This is a genomic window from Microbacterium rhizophilum, assembly GCF_039605615.1.
Lineage (GTDB): Bacteria > Actinomycetota > Actinomycetes > Actinomycetales > Microbacteriaceae > Microbacterium > Microbacterium rhizophilus.
Map to the genome: position 1 here is coordinate 205,765 of NZ_JBCNUN010000002.1, position 23,095 is coordinate 228,859.

A 23,095-nucleotide genomic window follows, 5' to 3' on the forward strand; every position below is an offset into this window, starting at 1 on the left:
CGGGACGGTCAGGTCGCCTCGGCGTCGAACGGCGGGGGCGCCGCGGCCGTGAAGTGCTGGCGGACCATCGGGCCCGACGGGCGCGGGGGCGCGATCACCGACGGCTCGGGCGCGCGGGCCGGGGTGTCGTCCTCGAGCAGCGCCTCGCGGATGATGCGGCGCGGGTCGTACTGCCGGGGGTCGAGCTTGCGCCAGTCGACCTCGTCGAACTCGGGGCCCATCTCCTCGCGCACGCGGCTCTGCGCGCCCTGCGCGAAGGCGCGGACGCGCTTGACGGTCTGGGCCAGCAGCTCCGCGTAGCGGGGCAGCCGCTCGGGCCCGATGAGAAGCGCGGCGATCGCGGCGATCACGAGCACCTTCTCGAAGGTGAGCCCGAAGAACATGGCCTCCAGCCTACCGGCCGCGCCTGCGCGATCCGCTCGGCTCGCGACCGTACGCTGGAGGGGATCCAGGGAGGTGCCATGAGCGATCATGACGCGATCGCGCGCTTCGCGCGGGAGACGGTCGTCGAGCCGGAGCACATCGCGCGCGCCCGCCAGCACGCACTCGAGCTCGGCGCCGCGCCCATCAGCGCGGGCGTCGGCGCGCAGTGCGCCGTGATCGCCGCCGCGACCGGTGCGCGCTCCATCATCGAGATCGGCACGGGCGCGGGCGTCTCCGGCCTGTGGCTGCTGCGCGGCGCCCCGAAGGCCGTGCTGACGACGATCGACCACGAGCCCGAGCACCTCGCCGCGGCCCGCCAGGCGTTCACGCAGTCGCGCGTCCCGGCCGCGCGCGTCCGCCTCATCACGGGCCGCGCCGCCGACGTCCTGCCGCGCATGAACGAGGCGTCATACGACATCGTGCTGGTCGACGCCGACGCCGAGAACGTCATCGACTACGTCGAGCACGGCCTGCGCCTGGCGCGTGCGGGCGGGACCGTCCTCGTGCCGCGCGTGCTCAACGGGCGCGTCGCCGATCCGGTCGCGCGCGACGCCGTCACGACCGCGTACCGCACGCTGCTGCAGGAGACGCAGGCGTCCCCGGCCGTGATCCCGGCGCTGTCCACCATCGGCGAGGGCCTGCTGCAGCTCACCACGATCGCCGAGTGACACGGCGAACGAGAAGAGGTCCGGACCCCTGCGGGATCCGGACCTCTCGAGTTCGTGGGGGCTCAGGCGCCGACGACGTCCCCGAGGACGCCGTAGAGCTGCTTGGCCTCGTCGTCGTTGACCGAGACGACCAGACGGCCGCCGCCCTCGAGCGGAACGCGCACGATGATGAGGCGTCCCTCCTTCACGGCCTCCATCGGTCCGTCACCGGTTCTGGGCTTCATGGCTGCCATCGTGGCTTCCTTTCGTCGAGGTCTCCCACCGCAAGTTTACCGGTCACAGGAGCGGTGGCCCACTTTCGAGACACTCCGAGACCCGATATCCCGGGAGATCGGAAAGCCGACCGGGCGGGAGTCAGGGCACCTGCCAGTAGGTATTCCCGCTGCCGTACATGGCGGCGATCCACAGCCACTGGCCCGCCAGGCACAGCACCAGGACGATCCCGCGCCCCCACCGCGACCGCGGCGCCGCGCCCCACAGCGGGGACAGGGGCACGAGCAGGCGGAACGTGCTCGACTGCGGGAAGAACACCGCCAGCAGGTACAGCAGATAGCTCGCCGCCCACAGGCGCACCTCCGGTCCGAGGCGACGCACCGACGGCGCGAACAGCGCCGCCGCGGCGCCCGCGATCAGCATCCCCAGCAGGACGGAGCCGACCCACTCGGGCAGCCCCCACAGCGACGCCCAGAACGGCGCGGCGCGGATCCATCCCTCGAACGGCACGAACGCGTCGATGTCGGGGATCCAGCCGCGCCGCCAGGCGAGCTCCGTCTGCAGGTACGCGTCCGGGACGCCCGTCGCGATCCCGGCCAGCACCTGCCACGAGAACCCGACGACCACGGCGAGGGCGCCGAGCGCCAGGATGTGCCCGACCTCGCGCGCCGGCAGCGGGTCGTCGCGGCGGCGCAGCCGGCGGTGGATGCCGTAGAGCCCCAGCAGCAGCGCGAACGCGAGCACGCCGGGGCGCGTGTAGCCCATGAGCGGGATCAGGAGATACAGCCACCCCCAGCGCCGCGCGCTCAGTGCGAGGAGGGCGCACATCAGCAGCGCGAGGAACAGCGACTCCGCGTAGCCGACCTGGAACAGCGCGGCCAGCGGCGCGTTCGCGAACAGCACGACCGCCCACGTCGCGGCGCTCTCGTCGATGCGGCGCCGCAGCAGCGCGTGCAGCGCGAGGCACGCGACGTACCCGGCGACCAGCGAGACGATCAGCGCGCCGACGCCCCACGATCCGAATCCGGCGAGGTTCGCGAGGTGCGCGTACACCGGCATGAACGCCCACGCGTTCTCCCCCGCGACGCCGTTCTCGCCTACGGGCAGCTCGCTCGGGTAGCCGGCGAACGCCACGGTCCAGTACCACTGCGCGTCCCACCCGAGCACGTAGTCCGCGAGCGTGGGATCGGCGCCGAACCGCGAGTCGGCGGGCGAGGACGCCGCGACGAGCAGCAGGATCGCGGTGGTCGCGAGACGCGCCAGGACGTAGATCGCGGCGATGTGCGTCGCCACGGGCCACGCGCGCCACGCGGCGCCGGCCCGCGCCGTCCGGGTCAGGGGGTGGTGAGCCACGCCCGGAGCCCTCGCTCGACCTCCTCGATCTGCGAGACCGCCACGCGCTCCTCGTCGTGATGCGCGAGCAGCGGATCGCCCGGGCCGTAGTTCACCGCCGGCACGCCGAGCTTCGAGAACCGCGCGACGTCGGTCCAGCCGTACTTCGGCTTGGGCGTGCCGCCCACGGCGCGCACGAACTCCTGGGCGAGCGGTGCATCGAGCCCCGGACGCGCGCCGCCCGAGAGATCGGTGATCTCGACTTCGAAGCCCTCGAACACCTTGCGCACGTGCGCGACCGCGTCGTCCTCCGAGCGGCTGGGAGCGAACCGGAAGTTCACCTCGACCTCGCACAGGTCGGGGATCACGTTGCCCGCGACCCCTCCGGTGATCTTCACGGCGTTCAGGCCCTCCCGGTAGTCGAGGCCGTCGACCGTGATGGTGCGCGGCCGGTGCTCCGCGAGCCGGGCCAGGATGGGCGCCGCCCGGTGGATCGCGTTCTCGCCGATCCAGGCCCGCGCGCTGTGCGAGCGCACGCCGTGGGTGCGCACGACGGCGCGCAGCGTGCCGTTGCAGCCGCCCTCCACGACGCCCGCCGTGGGCTCGCCGAGGATCGCGAAGTCGCCGGCGAACAGGTCGGGACGGTGAACCGCGAGCCGCGTGAGGCCGCTGTGCTCCGCGGCGACCTCCTCGTGGTCGTACCAGATCCACGTGATGTCGACCGCGGGATCCGCGAGCTCGGCCGCGAGCTTCAGCTGCACCGCGACGCCGGCCTTCATGTCGACCGTGCCCCGGCCCCAGATGAACGGCTCGCCGTCGATCTCGAGGTCGCGCGTGGGCACGTTGTCGTTGATCGGCACGGTGTCGATGTGCCCGGCGATCACGACGCGCTGGGCCCGGCCCAGGTCGGTGCGCGCGACGATCGTGTCGCCGTCTCGATGCACGTCGAGATGCGCGAGCGGCGCGATCGCGGCCTCGATCGCGTCGGCCAGCGCCCGCTCGTCGTCCGACACGCTCGGGATGTCGCAGATCGCGCGGGTGAGGTCGGGCGAGGACGCGGTGAGGTCGAGAGCCATGGCTCAACCCTATTGTTCCGAGCGCCCGCGATCCGGTCCGCACGGGGCCACCGGCCCACGCCCTAGGCTGGATTCCATGACGGACGAGCAGCGCTGGATCTCGGGAGTCGGACTCGCGACGGTGGCCGCGGACGGCACCGTGCTGGACACCTGGTTCCCGTCGCCGAGGACGGGCCGTGCCGGGGATCTCGCCGACGAGGTCGAGAGCCTCGACCGGCTGGCGGCCCCCGACGACCGCCGCAACGTCTCGGTCGAGGTCGTGACCCTCGAGATCGACCTCGACGTCGCCCCGGCATCGACCCCGGACGCCTACCTGCGCCTCCACGCGCTGTCGCACCGCCTCGTGCGCCCCAACGAGCTGAACCTCGACGGGGTGTTCTCGCACCTGCCGACCGTCGCGTGGACGAACGCCGGGCCCATGCACCCGGACGACGCGATCCGTCTGCGGCCCTACCTGCAGCGCGACGGCGTGCAGATCGTCTCCCTCGACAAGTTCCCGCGCCTGACCGACTACGTCGCCCCGGAGGGCGTCCGGATCGCCGACGCGTCGCGCGTGCGCCTGGGCGCATACCTGTCCCCCGGCACCACCGTGATGCACGAGGGCTTCGTGAACTTCAACGCCGGCACACTCGGCTCCTCGATGATCGAGGGCCGGATCTCGCAGGGCGTCGTGGTCGGCGACGGCTCGGACATCGGCGGCGGATCCTCGATCATGGGCACGCTCTCGGGCGGCGGCCGGCACCGCGTCTCGTTCGGCGAGCGGTCGCTGCTGGGCGCCAACGCGGGCGTCGGCATCTCGATCGGCGACGACTGCGTCGTGGAGGCGGGCCTGTACATCACGGCCGGGACGAAGATCCTGCTGGTCGACGAGGAGCCGGCGGAGGACGGATCGCCGCGCGTCGCGAAGGGCGCGCAGCTGTCGGGCTCGAGCGGCCTTCTCTACATCCGCAACTCGCTCACGGGCGCCATCGAGGCCCGCCGCCGCTCCGGCGTCGGGGTCACGCTCAACGCGATGCTTCATTAGCCTCGCACGCGAGACGATCCTGAAACGGCGGAACGGCCGCAACCCCTCAGGGTCGCGGCCGTTCTGCGTGAAGACGCTCAGGCGCCGGGGTAACCGCGCTCCGGCGAGCCCGTGTAGAGCTGCTGCGGGCGACCGATCTTGGTCTTGGGGTCCTGGTGCAGCTCGCTCCAGTGGGCGAGCCAGCCGGGCAGGCGGCCGATCGCGAACAGCACCGTGAACATGCGCGTGGGGAAGCCCATCGCCTTGTAGATCACGCCGGTGTAGAAGTCGACGTTCGGGTAGAGGCGACGCTCCTTGAAGTAGTCGTCCTCCAGCGCGATGGCCTCGAGCTCCTTGGCGAGGTCGAGCAGCGGGTCGTGCACGCCGAGCTGCTCGAGCACCTCGTCGGCCGACTGCTTGACGATCGTCGCGCGCGGGTCGTAGTTCTTGTAGACCCGGTGCCCGAAGCCCATCAGCTTCACGCCCTCTTCCTTGTTCTTCACCTTCTCGACGAAGCGCTTGACGCCCTGACCCGACTCCTGGATCTGGCCGAGCATGGTGAGGACGGCCTCGTTCGCGCCGCCGTGCAGCGGGCCCGACAGAGCGTGGATGCCCGCCGAGATCGAGGCGAACTGGTCGGCGCCGGTCGAGCCGACGAGGCGCACGGTCGAGGTCGAGGCGTTCTGCTCGTGGTCCTCGTGCAGGATCAGCAGGCGCTCGAGCGCGCGCGACATCACCGGGTCGACCTCGTACTCCTCGCTGCGGACGCCGAAGTTCAGCTTGAGGAAGTTGTCGACGAAGCTCAGCGAGTTGTCGGGGTACAGGAACGACTGGCCGACGCTCTTCTTGTGCGCGTACGCCGCTATGACCGGCAGCTTCGCGAGCAGGCGGATCATGTTGAGCTCGACGTGCTCGGGGTTGTCCGGGTCGGACTCGTTCTCGTAGTACGTCGACAGCGCGGAGACACCGGACGAGAGCACGGCCATGGGGTGCGCGGTGTGCGGCAGCGCCGTGAAGAAGCGGTCCTTCAGGTCCTCGTGCAGCAGCGTGTGGTGACGGATCTTGTCGTCGAACTCGGCCAGCTGGTCGGCCGTGGGGAGCTCGCCGTAGATCAGCAGCCAGGCGACCTCGAGGTAGCTCGAGTTGGTCGCGAGCTGGTCGATCGGGTAGCCGCGGTAGCGCAGGATGCCCTTGTCGCCGTCGATGTACGTGATGTCCGACTGGGTCGCCGCGGTGTTCACGAAGCCGTAGTCGAGCGTCGTGTAGCCGGTCTGGCGCGTCAGGGTGGACACGTCGATGCTCGACGCCCCGTTGGTCGCCGGCAGCACCGGGAATTCGGCGGTCTTGTCACCGATGGTCAGTGTGGCCTTGTCGGGCAGCTGTCCCGCGTCGCTCACGGCGCCTCCTTGCGATATGCAGTCGCGAATCGTGTCGCTGTCAAGGGGAGACGGCCCGCCGTCGTCGTTCACGCCGGCGCACCGCTAGGCGGCGCCCCGGTATGCCGGGAACACCTCGTACAGCCTATCGGCCGGGAAGGTCACCTGTGACACCCGCCGAAGTCCGGCCGGATCCGTTGACGGATCGGACAGAATCCGGGTCAGGATGCGGCGCGCAGCCGTTCGGCGGCCGCCGCGATGCGGTCGTCGCTCGCGGTCAGCGAGAGCCGCACGTGCTGCGGGAAGAACGGCCCATAGAACACGCCGGGGCCCGCCAGGATGCCGAGATCGGCCAGGCGTCCCATCGACTCCCACGCGTCGCGGCCCTCGGTCGCCCAGAGGTACAGGCCCGCCTCGCTGCGGTCGATCCGGAAGCCCGCGGCCTCCAGGGCGGGGCGCAGGATGTCGCGGCGTGCGCGGTAGCGCTCCTTCTGCTCGGCGACGTGCGCGTCGTCCGCGAGGGCCACGGCCATGGCGTGCTGGACGGGCGCGGGCGGCATCAGGCCGAGGTGCTTGCGGGCCGTGAGCAGGTCGCCCACGATGCGCGCGCATCCGGCCAGGAACGCGGCGCGGTAGCCCGCGAGGTTGGACTGCTTGCTGAGCGAGTACACGCTCAGGACGTTCGCGCGGCTGTCGCCGATCACGCGGGGATCCAGGATGCTCGGCACCGGCTCGGCGTCCCACGGGGCGTCCCAGCCGAGCTCGGCGTAGCACTCGTCGCCCGCGATCACGGCATCGAGCTCGCGCGCCCGCGCGACGGCGCGGCGCAGCTCCTCGACGTCCCACACGCGGCCGTCGGGGTTGCCGGGCGAGTTGATCCAGATCAGCTTCGTGCCCTCGGGCCACTCGTCCGGCTCGTCCGACGCGAGCGGCGTGGCGCCGGCCACGCGCGCACCGACCTCGTAGGTCGGGTAGGCGGCCCGCGGGTGCACGACGACGTCGCCCTCCCCCAGGCCCAGCAGCGTCGGCAGCAGCGCCACGAGCTCCTTCGAGCCGATCGTGGGCAGCACGTGGCGCGGCTCGAGGCCGGCCACGCCGCGACGGCGAGCGAACCACGCGACGATCGCCTCGCGCAGCTGGGGAGTGCCGACCGTCTGCGGGTACGCGTGCGCGTCGGTCGCCTCGGCCAGCGCCCGGCGCACGACCTCGGGCGTCGGATCGACGGGCGATCCGATCGACAGGTCGCAGATCCCGTCCGCGTGCGCGCGGGCGCGCTCGGCGTACGGGGCGACGGCGTCCCAGGGGTAGTCGGCGAGGTCGCGGACCGACATCAGGCCGCGCTCAGTGGGCGTCGCCCTGCGGGGGCAGGGCCGCGATGATCGGGTGGTCCTTGGGGATCACGCCGACCTTGGCGGCGCCGCCCGGGGATCCGATCTCGTCGAAGAACTCGACGTTGGCCTTGTAGTAGTCCTGCCACTCGTCGGGCAGGTCGTCCTCGTAGTAGATCGCCTCGACGGGGCACACCGGCTCGCACGCACCGCAGTCGACGCATTCGTCCGGGTGGATGTAGAGGCTGCGCTCACCCTCGTAGATGCAGTCGACCGGGCACTCGTCGATGCACGCGCGGTCCTTGACGTCCACACACGGAAGGGCGATCACATAAGTCACGGATCGAGTCTACGCGTCCCCGCGGAGTCGGCCTCGGCGCCGCCGGGTCGTGCGGCGACCGGCGCGGCGCGCAGCCGCGACAGGTCGGGCCACGCGCCGACGAGCAGCACCACGCCCGTGAGCGCGTAGGTCCAGACGATCCCGATCGGGAACTGCCCATCCGCGGGCTGCGGCACCACGACCGATCCGCCCGGTCCCTTGCCCGAGAACACGAGCAGGGTCGCGAGCATCGCCAGTCCCGCGATCCACGTGATCCACCGGTCCTCGACCAGCAGGCGCAGGCCGATCAGCAGGGCGGCGCAGCCCAGGAGCGCCAGGATCAGCCCGACGGGCAGCACGCCCAGCGTGTAGGCGTGCGCGATCGTGCCGGCGACGCCGAAGACCGCCCCCGTGACGACGGCGAGCACGGCGAGCAGGATCCGGGTGGGCCAGGGGGCGCGCATCGTCCCAGGCTACGCGGCCCAGCCGAGCAGACGCAGGACGGCGGCCACCGCCGCGGCGGCGACCACCACGACGAGGAACGACGCCCGGAGCCACAGCAGCACGCCCGCGACGAGGATCGCCGGCACGCGCGCGTCGACGACGACCGCCATGCCCGACCCGAGCGTCTGCACGGCCACGAGCGAGGCGAGGAGCGCCACGGTCAGCAGGTCGCTGATGCGCGCGGGGCGCTCGCGCTCGAGCCAGTCGGGCGGCGTGAGGTAGCCGGCGAGCTTCAGCACGGCGCACCCGATCGCGGCGATCAGGATCGCGGTCCACATCGTCATCGCGGATCCTCCTCCGCCGGCGGCCCCTGCGCGATCCGCGGTTCCTGCGTCGGATGGGGATCCTTCGGGCTCAGCGTGTGCAGATCCGTCGGCTTCCGCGCGCCGAGCCAGTCGAACCAGCCGACCGCGATGGCCACGAGCGCGGCGATCATCACCGGCAGCCCGGGCATCAGCCACGGCGTGAGCGCGGCGGCGACCACCGCCGCGGCGACGCCCACGGCGATGGCCTGGCGCGAGCGCAGCCGCGGCCACAGCAGCGCGAGGAACGCGGCGGCGGCCGCGGCGTCGAGGCCGTACGCCCGCACGTCGCCCAGCACGTCGCCGAGGAGGGCGCCGCCCAGGGTCGCGAGGTTCCAGCCGAGGTAGATCCCCAGGCCCGTGACCCAGAACCCGATGCGCCGCGCGCGCGGCTCGGTGTGCGCGAGCGCGACGGCGGTCGACTCGTCGATCGTGAACTGCGCCGCCGCGATCCGGCGCCACCACGACAGCCCCACGATCGGGTTCATCCGCACGGCGTAGGCGACGTTGCGCAGCCCGAGCAGCACGGCCGACGCGATCGCCGAGGGCGCCGCGGCGAGGCCGCCCGAGGCGATCACGCCGATGAAGGCGAACTGCGAGCCGCCCGTGAACATCAGCAGGCTCAGCGCGCACGCCTGCCAGACGTCCAGGCCCGCGAGCACCGCCAGGGCGCCGAACGAGACGCCGTATGCGCCCGTCGCGACCGACACGGCGATGCCGTCTCTCCAGGCGCTGCGCTCCTCCGCGGTCAGCGGCGCGCGGGAGGAACTCACCCGATCGAGGCTACCGCCGCCCCGCGACCGCGATCACCGCTCGAACCGGGCCACCTCGCCGCCCGTGGCCGCCTGCAGGATGCGCTCGCGCATCTCCGCGCTCAGGTCGCCCAGATCGTCCAGGCGCCGCCAGAGCGCCTCGGTGTTCTCGCCGTCGGCGGGGTGCGGCTCGCCCGAGACGTACCGGCACCGGAACACGATGTCCAGGTACTGCGCCCGATCGCCGTTGTCGTACCGCATGGGCGGCAGCGTGTGCACCCACACGAGCGCCTCGGTCTCCGCCACGATCCCGGCCTCCTCGAGCACCTCGCGCTCGGCGGCGACGGCGGGCTCCTCCCCCGGATCGACGATCCCGGTCACGGGCGTCAACCGCCCGTCGTCCGCGCGCCGCACCAGCAGCACCTCGTCGCCCCGAAGCACCACGGCGGTCACGCCGCTCAGCCACAGCGGATCCGTCCCGATCTTCGCGCGCAGGGCCAGGACGAAGTCGGGAGTCGGCATGCAGCCCAGCCTACGGATGCCCGCTGCGCCGAGACGGCAATGCCCCGCCGAGACAGCGTGTGACCACTGCTGTCTCGGCGGGGCGATGCGGGTTCGGCGGGGCGATGCGGTCTCGCCCGGCGCGACGCGGGTCAGGCGTTGGCGTCCTGGCGCTTGCGGCGGGCCGTCTCGCGGCCGCGCTCGGTCGCGTCCAGCACGACCTTGCGGATGCGCACCGCCTCGGGCGTGACCTCGACGCACTCGTCCTCGCGCGCGAACTCGAGCGACTCCTCGAGCGACAGCAGGCGCGGCGGCGTCATCGACTCGAAGGAGTCGGCGGTCGCCGAGCGCATGTTGGTGAGCTTCTTCTCCTTGGTGATGTTCACGTCCATGTCGTCGGCGCGCGAGTTCTCGCCCACGACCATGCCCTCGTAGACCTCCTCGGTGGGGCGGACGAAGAACGACATGCGCTCCTGCAGCCCGATGATCGCGAAGGGCGTGACGACACCCGAGCGGTCGGCGACGATCGAGCCGTTCTGGCGCGCGACGATCTGACCGGCCCAGTCGTCGTAGCCGTGCGAGATCGCGTTGGCGATACCCGTGCCGCGCGTGATCGAGAGGAACTCGGTGCGGAAGCCGATGAGACCGCGCGACGGCACGATGAACTCCATGCGGATCCAGCCGGTGCCGTGGTTGATCATGTTGTCCATGCGGCCCTTGCGGTTCGCCATGAGCTGCGTCACGGCGCCGAGGTGCTCCTCCGGCACGTCGATAGTGAGGTGCTCGAAGGGCTCCTGGACCTTGCCGTCCTCGCCCTTGCGCGTGACGACCTGCGGCTTGCCGACGGTGAGCTCGAAGCCCTCGCGGCGCATGTTCTCGACCAGGATGGCCAGCTGCAGCTCGCCGCGGCCCTGCACCTCCCACGCGTCGGGGCGGCCGATGTCGTTCACGCGGATCGACACGTTGCCGATGAGCTCGCGGTCGAGGCGCTCCTTCACCATGCGGGCGGTGAGCTTGTGGCCCTTGACCTTGCCGACCAGCGGCGAGGTGTTGGTGCCGATCGTCATCGAGATCGACGGCTCGTCGACCGTGATGAGCGGCAGCGGGCGCACGTCGTTCGGGTCGGCGATCGTCTCGCCGATCATGATGTCCTCGAAGCCGGCGATCACGGCGATGTCGCCGGGGCCGGCCTTCTCGGCCGGGTACCGGTCGAGCGCCTTCGTCATCAGCAGCTCGGTGATGCGCGCGCTCTGCGTCGTGCCGTCGTGGCGCACCCAGGCGACCGTCTGGCCCTTCTTCAGCTCGCCGTTGAAGACGCGCAGCAGCGCGAGGCGGCCGAGGAAGGAGGACGAGTCGAGGTTGGTGACCCACGCCTGCAGCGGCGCCTCGTCGTCGTAGGCCGGGGCGGGGACGTGCTCGAGGATCGCCTCGAACAGCGGCTCGAGGTCGTCGTTGTCCGGCAGGTCGCCGTTGGCCGGGCGCGTACGCGACGCGGCGCCCGCGCGACCCGAGGCGTAGACCACGGGGACGTCGAGCAGCGCGTCGACGTCGAGATCGGGCACGTCGTCCTGCAGGTCGCTCGCGAGACCCAGCAGCAGGTCGTGCGCCTCCTCCTCGACCTCGGCGATGCGGGCGTCGGGGCGGTCGGTCTTGTTCACCAGCAGGATGACCGGGAGCTTCGCCTCGAGCGCCTTGCGCAGCACGAAGCGCGTCTGCGGCAGCGGACCCTCGGACGCGTCGACCAGCAGCACCACGCCGTCGACCATCGACAGCCCGCGCTCGACCTCGCCGCCGAAGTCGGCGTGGCCGGGGGTGTCGATCACGTTGATCGTGATCGGCGCCTCGGTGTGCTTGCCCTTGTACGTGATCGCCGTGTTCTTGGCGAGGATCGTGATGCCCTTCTCGCGCTCGAGGTCGTTCGAGTCCATCGCGCGCTCTTCCACGTGCGCGTGCTCGCCGAACGAGCCCGTCTGGCGCAGCATCGCGTCCACGAGAGTGGTCTTGCCGTGGTCGACGTGCGCGACGATCGCGACGTTGCGGAGGTCGGAGCGGAGGGCGCGCGCCATGGATGATCCTTTGCGGAGAAGAGAGAGGGCCCGGAGCCGGGCACTTCGATACTACCGCGGGCGCGGATGCCGGCCCTGTGTGGACGCCGGTCTTCGCCGGATCGGCGCGATCAGCCCGCCAGGAGCACGGCCGCGACGCACCACGCCGCGATCGCGGCGGCCGCGACGAGCGGCGGGATGTCCCACGACGCCGAGGCACGCGCGCCGGGCTGGCGGCCCACCGATGCGTGCAGGCCGCGGATCACCTCGAGGGTCGCATCCGAGCTCATGCCCGTGCGCTCGGCCTGCATCGCGCGGCGGTCGAGGCGGGCGCGGCGCCGGCGATGCGTCACGGCCCAGGACTCCACGATGCCCTTGCGGCCGCCGACGCCCGTCGCGGCGGCGTCCGCCGTGAGGTGGAACTCGAGCTGCCAGCGCATCACGACGTCGTCGACGGTCGACCACGGCAGGTCGATCGTCCGCAGCGGGTTGTGCACGCGCACGCGGTCCTCGTCCACCGCGAGGTGCGGCGCGTACAGGAAGACGTACACGAACCACACCGGGATCAGCATCCACGGCGCGACCAGCAGGGCCTGGGCCCAGCTCCCCCGCACCACGACGTCGCCCAGCAGGAACAGCGCGACCGCCGCGACGCCCACGAGCCAGACGAGGCCCGTGGACGCGCGGAGGACGCGCGGTCGGTCGGTCACGGTCAGTGGCCGGCCAGGTTCACGGAGGCGCCGGGGATCGCGTCGAGCAGGCGCTGCGTGTACGCCTCCTTCGGCGACGCGAAGATCTCGTCGACCGTGCCCTGCTCCACGACGCGGCCCTGCTCCATGACGCACACCAGGTCGGCGGCGACGCGCACGACGGCGAGGTCATGCGTGATGAACAGGTACGTCAGCCCCAGCTCCGACTGCAGCTCGGCGAGCAGCTGCAGGATCTGGTCCTGCACGAGCACGTCGAGCGCCGAGACCGCCTCGTCGAGCACGACGATCGACGGCTTGAGCGCGAGCGCGCGCGCGATCGCGATGCGCTGGCGCTGACCGCCCGACAGCTCGTTCGGGTAGCGCCACGCGAGCTCGCGCGGCAGCGCGACCTGCTCGAGCAGCTCGAACACACGCGCCTGGCGGGACTTCTCGTCACCCACGCCGTGCACCTTGAGCGGCTCGGCGATCAGGTGGCCGATGCTGCGCAGCGGGTCGAGCGACCCGTACGGGTCCTGGAACACCGGCTGCATGCGACTGCGGAGCCCGAAGACCTCCTTGCCGGACAGCGTCGCGGTGTCCTTGCCGTCGACCAGGATCTGGCCGCTCGTGGCGGTCTCGAGCTGCAGCACCATCTTCGCGACGGTCGACTTGCCCGATCCCGACTCGCCGACGAGGGCGAGCGTCTTGCCACGCGGGATCTGGAACGAGACCCCGTCGACGGCACGGAAGGGCTCGCTGCGGAACCCGCCCTTGCGGATCCGGTAGTCCTTCACGAGATCGCGCACCTCGACGACCGGGTGGGCGTCCGCGACGTCCGCAAGGGTCTCCACGCCGCGCTCCTCCGCGACCGCCTGGATGCGCTGCGACGCGAGGCTGGGAGCCGCGGCGACGAGGCGCTGCGTGTAGGGGTGCTGCGGGTTCTCCAGGATGATCCGGCTCGGGCCGGCCTCGACGATCTCGCCCTGGTTCATCACGATGATCCGGTCGGCGCGATCCGCGGCCAGGCCCAGGTCGTGCGTGATGAAGAGCACGGCGGTGCCCTTCTCGCGCGTGAGCGAGGCGAGGTGATCCAGGATCACGCGCTGGACGGTGACGTCCAGAGCGCTCGTGGGCTCGTCCGCGATCAGGAGCTTCGGGTCGGCTGCGAGGCCGATGCCGATCAGCGCGCGCTGGCGCATGCCGCCCGAGAACTGGTGCGGGAACTGGTGCAGGCGCCGCTCGGCGTCGGCGAGGCCCGCTTGCTGCAGCACCTCGATCGCGCGGGCGCGCACCTCCTTGCGGCCGCTCGCGAGGCCGTTGGCGCGCACCGCCTCCTCGACCTGGAATCCGATCGACCACACGGGGTTGAGGTTCGACATCGGGTCCTGCGGCACGTAGCCGATCTCGCGTCCGCGGATCTGCTCCATCTCGCGGCGCCCGGCCGTCGTGAGCTCGACGCCGTCGAGCTGGATCGAGCCGCCGGTCACGGCGCCGGTGCCGGGCAGCAGGTCGATCACCGCGGCCGCGGTGGTCGACTTGCCGGATCCCGACTCGCCGACGATCGCGACGGTCTCGCCCGGGTGGATCTCCAGATCCACGCCGTGCAGCACCTCGCGGGCGTTCTTGCCGGTGCCGAACGACACCTTGAGGTCGCGGATCTTCAGAAGCGGCTCGGACACGGTGTTCTCCTTCGCGGCCGCGCGCAGCTCGGCGCGCGTCATCGAGACGTCGGACGCGCTCATCGCTGCGCCCTCGCCTTCGGGTCGAGCGCGTCGCGCAGCAGCTCTCCGAGCGTGACGAACGCGAGCACGGTGACCGTCAGCGCGAGCGACGGCCAGAACAGCGACATCGGCGAGGTGCGGATCGACGTCTGCGCCTGGCTGATGTCGGCGCCCCACGAGACGCCGCCGAGGCCGACGCCGAGGAACGACAGCGTGGCCTCCGCCACGATCGCCTGGCCGAGGCTGATCGTCGCGATGACGATGATCGGCGCGAGCGCGTTGGGCATCACGTGCACGAGCAGCGTGCGGAAGCGCGACAGCCCGAGCGAGATCGAGGCCATCACGAAGTCGGCCTGCTTCACCCGCAGCACCTCGGCGCGCATAATGCGCGCGGTCGAGGCCCACGAGAACCCGCCGATGGCGAGCGCGAGCACGAACTCGTTGCGGTACTCCTTCAGCACCGTCATGACGACGATCGCCGCGACGATGTAGGGGATCGTGAAGAAGATGTCGCCGATGCGCGACAGCAGCGAGTCGAGGAAGCCTCCGTAGAACGCCGCGAGGGCGCCCATGATCACGCCGATGACCGTGCCGATGACGGTGGCCATGATGCCGATCGCCAGCGACACGCGCGTGCCGTACACGAGGCGCGACCACACGTCGCAGCCCAGTCGGGTGAATCCCAGCGGGTGACCGGACTCGGGTCCCGCGTTCGACTTGTCCAGGAAGCAGGCGCCCTGGCCGGCCGGCGGGACCGACGTGAACATCGAGGGCCAGACCGACACGACCACGATCACGACGCACAGGACGACCGAGATCCAGAACAGCGGCCGGCGACGGAGGTCCCGCCACGCGTCCAGCCAGAGGTTGCTCTTCTTCTCACCCAGTCGGACGGCGTCGACGACGAGGTCCGTCTTGATGGGAGCGACGTAGTGAGTGGCGTTACTTGACATAGCGGATCCTCGGGTCGAGCAGGCCGTAGAGCAGATCGACGACCAGGTTGACGAGCACGTACACGACCACGAAGACCGTCACGAACGACACGACGGTCGGCGTCTCGTGCCGGATGATCGCCTGGTACAGCGTGTTGCCCACGCCCGGCACGTTGAAGATGCCCTCGGTCACGGTCGCGCCGACCATGAGGATGCCGAAGTTCGTGGCGGTGTCGGTGACCATCGGGATGAGGGAGTTGCGCAGCACGTGCACGGGGATGACGCGGCCGCGCGAGAGGCCCTTGGAGTACGCCGTGCGCACCCAGTCCTGGCCGAGCGACTCGATCATGGACGAGCGCGTGAGGCGCATGCTCGCGGCGTAGACGCTGAAGCCCAGGACGAGGGACGGCAGCCACAGGTCGCCCCAGCCGTTCTGCGCGCCCACGGTCGGCTTGAACCAGCCGAGCTGCACCGCGAGGAAGTACTGCGCGACGAAGCACAGCACGAAGATCGGCACCGCGATGAAGATGAGCGCGACGACCAGCTGGAAGTGGTCGTACCACGTGCCCTTGAAGAGGGCGGACGTGGCGCCGATCACGATCGACAGCACGAACGAGATCAGGATGGCGAGCACGGCGAGGCGCAGAGTCACGGGGAACGTGCGACCGAGGATCTCGATCACGCTCTGACCCGAGAAGGTCGTGCCGAAGTCGAAGCGCAGGATGCCCATCAGGTAGTGGAAGTACTGCACGACGAGCGGCTGGTCCAGCATGTACCGCGCGCGGATCTGCTCGAGCACGGCCTCCGGCGGCTGCTTGTCGCCGAACAGCGCCGCGATCGGATCGCCGGGCATGCCGAACACCATGAAGTAGATCAGCGCGGTGGCGCCGATGAAAACGGGGATCACCTGCAGGATCCGTCTGAGGATGTAGGTGGCCATCCTCCCCCTCCTTCCGGGGACTCAGTGCGTCGTGATCGGGTGTCGACACACGGAAGAGGGCCCCGGGATCCGGGCGCCCTCAGCGGCCAATCCTCTGCCCGTGATCCTGAGAGCACGGTGTGAGAGGCCGATCGAACATGGTGCGAGGCGGTGGCGCATGACGCCACCGCCTCGCGGGTGGGAGAAGCCTCCCTGACCGTCTTACTCGGCCTTGGTGATCTCGCTGTAGATCGGCACGGAGTTCCAGCCGAACTCGACGTTCTCGACGCCCTCAGCCCAGCCGCCGTTCACGTTCGAGTACCACAGCGGGATGGCGGGCAGGTCGGTGAACAGCACCGTCTGCGCCTCCTGGAACTTGGTGTTGGCCTCCTCGGTGTCCGTCGTGCTGATGCCCTCGGCGATCAGCGAGTCGAACTCCTCGCTCGAGTACTTGCCGTCGTTCGAGCCGGCGCCCGTCGCGTACAGCGGGCCGAGGAAGTTGTACAGGCCCGGGTAGTCGGCCTGCCAGCCGGCACGGAAGGCGCCGACCTGCTCCTGGTCACGCGCGTCGAGGTACGTGGCGAAGTCCGGGAAGGGGTTGCCCTTCGCGTCGATGCCCAGCGTGTTCGAGATCGAGTTCGCGACCGCGTCGACCCACGTCTGGTGGTCGCCGTCGGCGTTGTAGGCGATGGTGAACTCACCCTCGTACGGCTTGATGGCCTCGGCCTCGGCCCACAGCTCCTTGGCGAGCTCGGGGTCGTACTCGAGGACCTCGCTGCCGGGGACCGAGTCGCTCCAGCCGTCGATGACGGGCGAGGTGTAGTCGGTCGCCGGGGTGCGGGTGCCCTTGAAGACGACGTCCGTGATCTCCTCGCGGTTGATCGAGTGCGAGATCGCGGCGCGGCGCAGGCGGCCCTCCTCGTCGGTGGCGAAGCCCTCCTGCCACTCGGGGATGGTGATCGACTGGAAGATCGCGGCCGGCTGGTTGACCCAGCGGTCGCCCAGGTCGGACTCGTAGGTCTCCAGGGCCGAGCTCGGGATGCCGTCGATCACGTCGACGTTGCCCGACTGCAGGTCGGCGTACGCCGCGTCCTGAGTCGCGTAGAAGACGATGTCCAGGCCGCCGTTCTTCGGCTTGCGCGGGCCGTCGTAGTCCTCGTTGACCGTCAGGTCGATGCGGACGTCGTGCTGCCACGCGCCCTCGCCGTCGAGCTTGTAGGGGCCGTTGCCGATCGGGTTCTGGCCGAACGCCTCCATGTCCTCGAACGCGGCGTCCGGGAGCGGGAAGAAGGCGGAGTAGCCGAGGCGCTGCGAGAAGTCGGACGCCGGCTTGTTCAGCGTGATCGTGAAGGTGAGGTCGTCGACCTCCTTCAGACCGGTGAGCTCGGAGTCCTCGTCCCAGCTGAAGCCCTCGATGTCCTCGAAGAAGTACGAGGCGTTCTGAGCGTTCGACAGCTTGGCGCCGTAGTTCCACGCGTCGATGAAGTTGTGGGCCTGCACCGGCGTGCCGTCGGTGAACGTCAGGCCGTCGCGGATCTTGACGGTCAGCTCCGTCGGCGAGTCGACCGTGATGTTCTCGGCGACGTCGTTGACGACCGAGCCGTCGGCCTCGTACGAGATCAGGCCCGCGAAGATCGAGTCGATGATCTTGCCGCCGCCGGTCTCGTTCGTGTGAGTCGGGATCAGCGGGTTCTGGGGCTCGGAGCCGTTGGTGGTGATGACAGCAGTCGACGAGCCCTCGGCCGGCGTCTCGCTGCCGGTGGTCTCGCCGCCGCCGGTCGCACAGCCGGCGAGGAGCAGGCTGCTCGCACCGAGCAGCGTGATGCCCGCCAGGGCGATCTTGTTGCGCTTCACTAGAGGTTCCTCCTGGGGAAGGGATGGGTGATGCCCGTGTCGGGTGGACGTCTGGGCGATAGCGATGACTCTAGGCCGCTTGACGGACTGACCCAAATGTTGCGCACAACCGTTACATAGCCTTTACAGCGGGCGCGCCCGACTGGGCATTCTGTCGGACCGCCTCGGCGTTTCGCGCAGGTTACGTCCGAGGGGGGCTGTGGCAGTCTTGCCGGGTGAATGCGACCGAGCCGTTTCCGCCCGCCGTTCCGGTGTCCGCCCGGGCGCGCGTGCGCGTCGAGATCCTGCTCGTCCTCGCGGTCACGGTGGGGCAGTCCGCGCTCTACGCCGTCCTGGCCCTGGTGCGCCGCCTGCTGGACTCGCGCCCCCTCTCCGAGCAGTCCGCGCAGCTGAACACGCCACTCGACGCCGCCCTCGTGTGGGACGTCCTGTACCGCCTCCTCGACGTCTTGTTCGACCTCGCGCTCGTGGCGCTCGTGCTGTACCTGCTCTGGGATCCGGGACGCGCCGTGCTGCGCCGGCTCGGGCTCGACTTCTCGCGGTTCGGCGGCGACGCACTGCGCGGCGTCGCGCTCGTGGCGGCGGTCGGGATCCCGGGTCTCGCGGTGTACGCCGCGGGGCGCGTGCTCGGCGTGACCGTGGCCGTCGAGGCCTCCCCCGGCGCCCTCGACTGGTGGACGGTCCCCCTGCTCGTGCTGTCGGCGCTGCGCGCAGGACTCGTCGAGGAGGTCGTCGTTATCGGCTACCTCGGCGACCGGCTCTCCCGTCTGGGCTGGGGCCCGTGGCGGATCATCCTGAGCGCGGCTCTCCTGCGCGGCGCCTATCACGCGTACCAGGGCTTCGGTGCGATCCTCGGCAACGTCGCGATGGGCCTCGTGTTCGGCTGGTGCTATCGGCGCTGGGGACGGCTCATGCCCCTCGTCGTGGCGCACGCCGTGATCGACGTGATCGCGTTCGTCGGCTACCCGCTCGCGGCATCCGCGTTCCCCGACCTGTTCTGATCCTCGGCCCCAGGCCCGGTCAGCCGCCGATTCCGCGCGATCGTCCGCGTGGCGCACCCGGATCCGCCGCAGGTGGGGGAATCTGAGCGCATGTTCATGCTCGCTCGTCGTTCCGGACATGCGTTCGGACTCCTGGTGGCCGAGGAAGCCCGCCAGAACGGCTGGCTGTCGCGGCTCGAGCGCGCCGTCGCGAAGGGCGCCGTAGTCGACGTCCGGCCGGGCGTGTACCTGCCCGCCCGGCGATGGCGTGGCCTCTCCCCCGCCGACCGCGTCCTGGCCCGCATCTACGCGGCGTCGCTGACGCATCCGGACGCTGTCTTCGCCGCGCATTCGGCGGCGGCGCTGTTCCGTCTGCCGCTGCCGGAAGACGCCCGTGGCGACGTGCACGTGCTGCGCGCCCCGGCCGGCGCCGAGGGCCTCGTCGCGCACGCCGACTCGGGCGTGGGCGCCGTGGTCGAGCGCTTCGGCCTGCGCGTGACGTCGCCCGTGCAGACCGTGCTCGACATGGCCGTGCTGCTCGACTACGACGACGCGCTCGCGCTGCTGCGCGCGGCGATCCGCCCCGGCTCCGGACCGCACGATCTGTACGACGAGCCGCCGCTGTGCTCCAAGGCCGAGCTGCTTGAGGCCGCCGAGGCCGTCGCCGAGCGCACGGGCCACGGCGAGCTGGTCGAGCTGGCCCGGGCGCTCGGCCCCGAGCACCTCTCGGCGGCCGCCTGACTCAGCGCGTCGCGATCCGGTGCGCCAGCCCGGCGCGCACCGAGGGCCACTCCGTGTTCAGGATCGAGAACACCACGGTGTCGCGCACGGTGCCGTCCGGCATGATCGTGTGACTGCGCAGGATGCCGTCCTGCTTCGCCCCGAGCCGAGCGATCGCGGCGCGCGACTGGTGGTTGTGCCAGTGCGTGCGCAGCTCGATCGCGAGGCAGTCGAGCTGCTCGAAGGCGCGCTCGAGCAGCAGCAGCTTCGCGGCGGGGTTGATGCCCGCGCCCTGGGCCGCGGGGCCGAGCCACGTGGATCCGATCTCGAGCCGCCGGTTGGCCTCGTCGATCGCCATGAACGTGGTCATGCCGACCGCGCGTCCCGTGCGCGCGTCGACGACCGCCCACGGCGCCATCCCGCCCTCGGCCTGCCGTGCCAGGCGGCGGTCGATCTCGCCGGCCATGCCGTCGGGCGACGGGATCCGCGTGTACCACGTGCGCCACAGGTCCCCCACGGCCTCGGCGAGGTCGTCGCGATGGCTCTGCGACAGCGGCTCCAGCCGCACGACGTCGTTCTGCAGCAGCGGGGTGTCGGCGTAGCTCACGAATGCCAACCTACTCAGGCGAAGGCCTCGATCGGCGGGCACGCGCACACCAGGTGGCGGTCGCCGTAGGCCTGGTCGACGCGGCGCACCGGCGGCCAGTACTTCCCGGCGACGGAGCCCGTCGGGTAGACCGCGAGCTCACGCGGGTACGGGTGCGCCCAGTCCGTCGCGATCGCGGCGGCGGCCGTGTGCGGCGCGTTCACGAGCGGGTTGTCGTCGGCCGGCCACCGCCCCGCAGCGACCTGCTCGGCCTCGTCGTGGATCGCGATCATCGCGTCCACGAATCGGTCGAGCTCGGCGAGGTCCTCCGACTCGGTCGGCTCGACCATGAGCGTGCCCGCGACCGGGAACGACATCGTCGGGGCGTGGAAGCCGTAGTCGATCAGGCGCTTGGCGACGTCGTCGACCGTGATGCCGGTGCGCTCCCGCAGCGGACGCAGATCCAGGATGCACTCGTGCGCGACGAGCCCGTCCTCGCCCGTGTACAGCACCGGGTAGTGGTCCTTCAGCCGCGCGGCGACGTAGTTCGCGGCCAGCACCGCCGCGCTCGTGGCCTCCGTGAGGCCCTCGCGTCCCATCATCCGGATGTACGACCACGTGATCGGCAGGATGCCGGCCGACCCGTACGGCGCGGCCGAGACCGGGCCGATGCCCTCCGCGTGCGCGTCGCCCTGCGCGAACGCGTGCGACGGCAGGAACGGCGCCAGGTGCGCCTTGGCCGCGACCGGGCCGACGCCCGGGCCGCCGCCGCCGTGCGGGATCGCGAACGTCTTGTGCAGGTTCAGGTGCGACACGTCGCCACCCAGGTCGCCGAAGCGGGCGTGCCCGACGAGCGCGTTGAGGTTGGCGCCGTCGATGTACACCTGGCCGCCGGCGGCGTGCACGGCGGCGGTGACCTCGCGCACGTCGTGCTCGTAGACGCCGTGCGTCGACGGGTACGTGATCATGAGCGCGGCGAGCGTGTCGGCGTGCGCCTCGATCTTGGCGCGCAGATCGGCGAGGTCGACGTCGCCGCCCTCGCCGGTCGCGACGACCACGACCTTCATGCCGGCCAGCACGGCGGAGGCCGCGTTGGTGCCGTGGGCGGACGACGGGATCAGGCACACGTCGCGCTGCACGTCGCCGCGCGAGCGGTGATAGCCGCGGATCGCGAGCAGCCCCGCGAGCTCGCCCTGCGATCCGGCGTTCGGCTGCAGCGACACGGCGTCGTAGCCCGTGACGTCGGCGAGCCACGCCTCGAGCTGGTCGATCATCTCGAGGTAGCCAGGCACGTCCTCGCGCGGCGCGAACGGGTGGATGCGCCCGAACTCGGGCCACGTGATCGACGCCATCGCGGTCGCCGCGTTGAGCTTCATGGTGCACGAGCCCAGCGGGATCATGCCGCGGTCGAGCGCGTAGTCCTTGTCGGCGAGCGACTTCAGGTACCGCATCATCGCTGTCTCGCTGCGGTGGGTGTGGAACACGGGATGCGTGAGGTAGTCGTCCTCGCGCACGAGGCCGTCGGGCAGTCCGCGCACGTCGAGCGCGGCGTCGAACTCCTCCGGCGCCGTCCCGCCGAACGCCGCGATCACGAGCTTCAGGTCGTCCGTCGTGGTCGCCTCGCCGACCGCGATGCCGATCGTGTCGGCGTCCGCGCGGTGCAGCAGCACGCCGCGCTCGTGCGCCGCGGCGACGAGCTCCTCGGCGCGGCCCGGGACGCGCGCCGTCAGCGTGTCGAAGAACGCGTCATGCAGGATCTCGACGCCCGCGTCGGCGAGGGCGTCGCGCAGCAGCGCGGTCTTGGTCGCGATCTCCGTCGCGAGCGTCCGGAGCCCCTCGGGCCCGTGGTACACCGCGTACATCGACGCCATCACGGCCAGCAGCACCTGGGCCGTGCAGATGTTCGAGGTGGCCTTCTCGCGGCGGATGTGCTGCTCGCGCGTCTGCAGCGCGAGCCGGTAGGCGGGCCGCCCCTCGGCATCCACCGAGACGCCGACCAGGCGCCCGGGGAGCTGGCGTTCGAGGCCCGTGCGCACGGCCATGTAGCCGGCGTGCGGGCCGCCGAAGCCGAGCGGCACGCCGAAGCGCTGCGTGGATCCCACGACGACGTCGGCGCCCAGCGATCCGGGCGACGCGATGAGGGTCAGGGCCATGAGGTCCGCCGCGACGACCGCCTGGCCGCCCGCGACGTGCACGGCGTCGATCACGCCCGACGGGTCCCAGACCCGGCCGGAGGCCCCGGGGTACTGGATGAGCGCGCCGAAGATCCCCTCCGGAAGAGCGGCGCCGCCCGCGAGGTCGAGCTCGACGAGCTCGATGCCGACGGCCTCGGCCCGGACGGCGAGCACTGCCTTGGTCTGCGGCAGCGCGTCGGCGTCGACGACGAAGACGTCGCCGCCGCCCCGCACCGCGCGGCGGGCCAGGAGCATGCCCTCGACGCCGGCGGTCGCCTCGTCGAGCATCGACGCGTTCGCGACGGGCAGCCCGGTGAGGTCGCCCACCATGGTCTGGAAGTTCAGCAGCGCCTCCAGGCGCCCCTGCGAGATCTCCGGCTGGTACGGCGTGTAGGCGGTGTACCAGGACGAGTTCTCGAGCACGTTGCGCTGGATCACCGACGGCGTGAGCGTGTCGCTGTAGCCCAGGCCGATCATGGGCGTGAGCACGCGGTTCTTCGCGGCCAGGATGCGCAGCTCGGCGAGCGCCTCGGCCTCCGAGACGCCCTCCTCCGGCAGCCGCCCCTCGCCCCTCGGCGACCCGGTGCGGATGACGGGCGGCACCGCCACGTCCATGAAGCGCTCGAGCGCGCGGCGGCGATCCGACCGGACGCCGATCGCCGCGGCCATCGCGTCGTG

23 protein-coding genes are annotated in these 23,095 nt (G+C 71.3%); 4 read left to right on the top strand and 19 right to left on the bottom strand.

Features of this window, described 5'->3' with window-relative positions:
- Nucleotides 1-8: 8 nt before the first annotated feature.
- Complete coding sequence (locus AAD528_RS04920; RefSeq protein ID WP_345750936.1) at nt 9-383, bottom strand: twin-arginine translocase TatA/TatE family subunit; 375 nt, start codon at nt 381-383, stop codon at nt 9-11.
- A 78-nt stretch (nt 384-461) separates the two neighbouring features.
- Between AAD528_RS04920 and AAD528_RS04925 the strand changes: the two genes are divergently transcribed.
- Nucleotides 462-1,091, top strand: coding sequence for an O-methyltransferase (locus AAD528_RS04925; RefSeq protein WP_345750937.1), 630 nt, complete (start codon nt 462-464; stop codon nt 1,089-1,091).
- A gap of 62 nt (nt 1,092-1,153) precedes the next feature.
- Here the strand turns inward: AAD528_RS04925 and AAD528_RS04930 are convergent, their stop codons facing one another.
- The 3 genes from AAD528_RS04930 to dapE all read right to left on the bottom strand — a co-directional run bounded on the left by AAD528_RS04930 (nt 1,154) and on the right by dapE (nt 3,712).
- Nucleotides 1,154-1,324, bottom strand: a complete 171-nt coding sequence (locus tag AAD528_RS04930) for a DUF3117 domain-containing protein (protein ID WP_345750938.1) — start codon at nt 1,322-1,324, stop codon at nt 1,154-1,156.
- Nucleotides 1,325-1,445: 121 nt separating this feature from the next.
- Complete coding sequence (locus tag AAD528_RS04935; RefSeq protein ID WP_345750939.1) at nt 1,446-2,657, bottom strand: hypothetical protein; 1,212 nt, start codon at nt 2,655-2,657, stop codon at nt 1,446-1,448.
- Complete coding sequence (dapE, locus tag AAD528_RS04940) at nt 2,639-3,712, bottom strand: succinyl-diaminopimelate desuccinylase (protein ID WP_345750940.1); 1,074 nt, start codon at nt 3,710-3,712, stop codon at nt 2,639-2,641. Before dapE ends, AAD528_RS04935 begins: the two co-directional genes overlap by 19 nt.
- Before the next feature lie 76 nt (nt 3,713-3,788).
- Between dapE and dapD the strand changes: the two genes are divergently transcribed.
- On the top strand, nt 3,789-4,736 hold the full coding sequence (gene dapD, locus AAD528_RS04945; RefSeq protein WP_345750941.1) for a 2,3,4,5-tetrahydropyridine-2,6-dicarboxylate N-succinyltransferase: 948 nt from the start codon (nt 3,789-3,791) through the stop codon (nt 4,734-4,736).
- A 77-nt stretch (nt 4,737-4,813) separates the two neighbouring features.
- On the opposite strand, the gene AAD528_RS04950 is transcribed toward dapD, so the two are convergent.
- The 13 genes from AAD528_RS04950 to AAD528_RS05010 all read right to left on the bottom strand — a co-directional run bounded on the left by AAD528_RS04950 (nt 4,814) and on the right by AAD528_RS05010 (nt 17,957).
- A complete protein-coding gene (locus tag AAD528_RS04950; RefSeq protein ID WP_345750942.1) occupies nt 4,814-6,112 on the bottom strand; it encodes a citrate synthase in 1,299 nt (432 codons plus the stop codon).
- Nucleotides 6,113-6,312: 200 nt separating this feature from the next.
- Entirely contained in the window at nt 6,313-7,422 is a 1,110-nt protein-coding gene (gene dapC / locus AAD528_RS04955; RefSeq protein WP_345750943.1) for a succinyldiaminopimelate transaminase, read from the bottom strand.
- Between the two features lie 10 nt (nt 7,423-7,432).
- On the bottom strand, nt 7,433-7,759 hold the full coding sequence (gene fdxA / locus AAD528_RS04960) for a ferredoxin (RefSeq protein ID WP_203138088.1): 327 nt from the start codon (nt 7,757-7,759) through the stop codon (nt 7,433-7,435).
- Nucleotides 7,756-8,202, bottom strand: a complete 447-nt coding sequence (locus tag AAD528_RS04965) for a histidinol dehydrogenase (protein WP_345750944.1) — start codon at nt 8,200-8,202, stop codon at nt 7,756-7,758. The genes fdxA and AAD528_RS04965 overlap by 4 nt, the downstream gene beginning before the upstream one ends.
- A 9-nt stretch (nt 8,203-8,211) precedes the next feature.
- Nucleotides 8,212-8,526 (bottom strand): AzlD domain-containing protein, encoded by a 315-nt coding sequence (locus AAD528_RS04970; RefSeq protein WP_345750945.1) that lies wholly within the window; start codon nt 8,524-8,526, stop codon nt 8,212-8,214.
- Complete coding sequence (locus AAD528_RS04975) at nt 8,523-9,317, bottom strand: AzlC family ABC transporter permease (protein ID WP_375339589.1); 795 nt, start codon at nt 9,315-9,317, stop codon at nt 8,523-8,525. The genes AAD528_RS04970 and AAD528_RS04975 overlap by 4 nt, the downstream gene beginning before the upstream one ends.
- 33 nt (nt 9,318-9,350) lie before the next feature.
- Entirely contained in the window at nt 9,351-9,818 is a 468-nt protein-coding gene (locus AAD528_RS04980) for an NUDIX hydrolase (protein WP_345750946.1), read from the bottom strand.
- A 131-nt stretch (nt 9,819-9,949) separates the two neighbouring features.
- Complete coding sequence (gene typA, locus AAD528_RS04985) at nt 9,950-11,863, bottom strand: translational GTPase TypA (protein ID WP_345750947.1); 1,914 nt, start codon at nt 11,861-11,863, stop codon at nt 9,950-9,952.
- A gap of 110 nt (nt 11,864-11,973) precedes the next feature.
- Nucleotides 11,974-12,552: a hypothetical protein gene (locus AAD528_RS04990; RefSeq protein WP_345750948.1), complete on the bottom strand. Its 579-nt coding sequence runs from the start codon at nt 12,550-12,552 to the stop codon at nt 11,974-11,976.
- 2 nt (nt 12,553-12,554) lie between these two features.
- Entirely contained in the window at nt 12,555-14,252 is a 1,698-nt protein-coding gene (locus AAD528_RS04995; RefSeq protein ID WP_345751255.1) for an ABC transporter ATP-binding protein, read from the bottom strand.
- 17 nt (nt 14,253-14,269) lie between these two features.
- A complete protein-coding gene (locus tag AAD528_RS05000; RefSeq protein ID WP_345750949.1) occupies nt 14,270-15,205 on the bottom strand; it encodes an ABC transporter permease in 936 nt (311 codons plus the stop codon).
- The gene (locus AAD528_RS05005) at nt 15,195-16,124 is read right to left on the bottom strand and encodes an ABC transporter permease (protein ID WP_345750950.1); all 930 of its coding nucleotides are present in this window, start codon (nt 16,122-16,124) and stop codon (nt 15,195-15,197) included. Before AAD528_RS05005 ends, AAD528_RS05000 begins: the two co-directional genes overlap by 11 nt.
- 201 nt (nt 16,125-16,325) lie before the next feature.
- On the bottom strand, nt 16,326-17,957 hold the full coding sequence (locus tag AAD528_RS05010) for a peptide ABC transporter substrate-binding protein (RefSeq protein WP_345750951.1): 1,632 nt from the start codon (nt 17,955-17,957) through the stop codon (nt 16,326-16,328).
- A 215-nt stretch (nt 17,958-18,172) separates the two neighbouring features.
- On the opposite strand from AAD528_RS05010, the gene AAD528_RS05015 reads away from it, so the two are divergent.
- Nucleotides 18,173-18,958, top strand: coding sequence for a CPBP family intramembrane glutamic endopeptidase (locus tag AAD528_RS05015; protein WP_345750952.1), 786 nt, complete (start codon nt 18,173-18,175; stop codon nt 18,956-18,958).
- A 135-nt stretch (nt 18,959-19,093) separates the two neighbouring features.
- Nucleotides 19,094-19,678 (top strand): hypothetical protein, encoded by a 585-nt coding sequence (locus tag AAD528_RS05020; RefSeq protein ID WP_345750953.1) that lies wholly within the window; start codon nt 19,094-19,096, stop codon nt 19,676-19,678.
- 1 nt (nt 19,679) lies between these two features.
- Here the strand turns inward: AAD528_RS05020 and AAD528_RS05025 are convergent, their stop codons facing one another.
- The gene (locus AAD528_RS05025; protein ID WP_345750954.1) at nt 19,680-20,264 is read right to left on the bottom strand and encodes a GNAT family N-acetyltransferase; all 585 of its coding nucleotides are present in this window, start codon (nt 20,262-20,264) and stop codon (nt 19,680-19,682) included.
- A 14-nt stretch (nt 20,265-20,278) separates the two neighbouring features.
- The gene (gene gcvP, locus AAD528_RS05030; RefSeq protein ID WP_375339592.1) at nt 20,279-23,086 is read right to left on the bottom strand and encodes an aminomethyl-transferring glycine dehydrogenase; all 2,808 of its coding nucleotides are present in this window, start codon (nt 23,084-23,086) and stop codon (nt 20,279-20,281) included.
- Nucleotides 23,087-23,095: the final 9 nt, after the last annotated feature.

Coding starts and splice junctions, on each gene's coding strand:
- dapD (WP_345750941.1), top strand. CDS start 3,789: ATGACGGACGAGCAGCGCTGGATCTCGGGAGTCGGACTCGCGACGGTG.
- gcvP (WP_375339592.1), bottom strand. CDS start 23,086: ATGGCCGCGGCGATCGGCGTCCGGTCGGATCGCCGCCGCGCGCTCGAG.
- AAD528_RS04920 (WP_345750936.1), bottom strand. CDS start 383: ATGTTCTTCGGGCTCACCTTCGAGAAGGTGCTCGTGATCGCCGCGATC.
- AAD528_RS04970 (WP_345750945.1), bottom strand. CDS start 8,526: ATGACGATGTGGACCGCGATCCTGATCGCCGCGATCGGGTGCGCCGTG.
- AAD528_RS05005 (WP_345750950.1), bottom strand. CDS start 16,124: ATGGCCACCTACATCCTCAGACGGATCCTGCAGGTGATCCCCGTTTTC.
- dapC (WP_345750943.1), bottom strand. CDS start 7,422: ATGTCGGTCCGCGACCTCGCCGACTACCCCTGGGACGCCGTCGCCCCG.
- AAD528_RS04925 (WP_345750937.1), top strand. CDS start 462: ATGAGCGATCATGACGCGATCGCGCGCTTCGCGCGGGAGACGGTCGTC.
- AAD528_RS04930 (WP_345750938.1), bottom strand. CDS start 1,324: ATGGCAGCCATGAAGCCCAGAACCGGTGACGGACCGATGGAGGCCGTG.
- typA (WP_345750947.1), bottom strand. CDS start 11,863: ATGGCGCGCGCCCTCCGCTCCGACCTCCGCAACGTCGCGATCGTCGCG.
- AAD528_RS04980 (WP_345750946.1), bottom strand. CDS start 9,818: ATGCCGACTCCCGACTTCGTCCTGGCCCTGCGCGCGAAGATCGGGACG.
- dapE (WP_345750940.1), bottom strand. CDS start 3,712: ATGGCTCTCGACCTCACCGCGTCCTCGCCCGACCTCACCCGCGCGATC.
- AAD528_RS04965 (WP_345750944.1), bottom strand. CDS start 8,202: ATGCGCGCCCCCTGGCCCACCCGGATCCTGCTCGCCGTGCTCGCCGTC.
- AAD528_RS05000 (WP_345750949.1), bottom strand. CDS start 15,205: ATGTCAAGTAACGCCACTCACTACGTCGCTCCCATCAAGACGGACCTC.
- AAD528_RS04995 (WP_345751255.1), bottom strand. CDS start 14,252: ATGACGCGCGCCGAGCTGCGCGCGGCCGCGAAGGAGAACACCGTGTCC.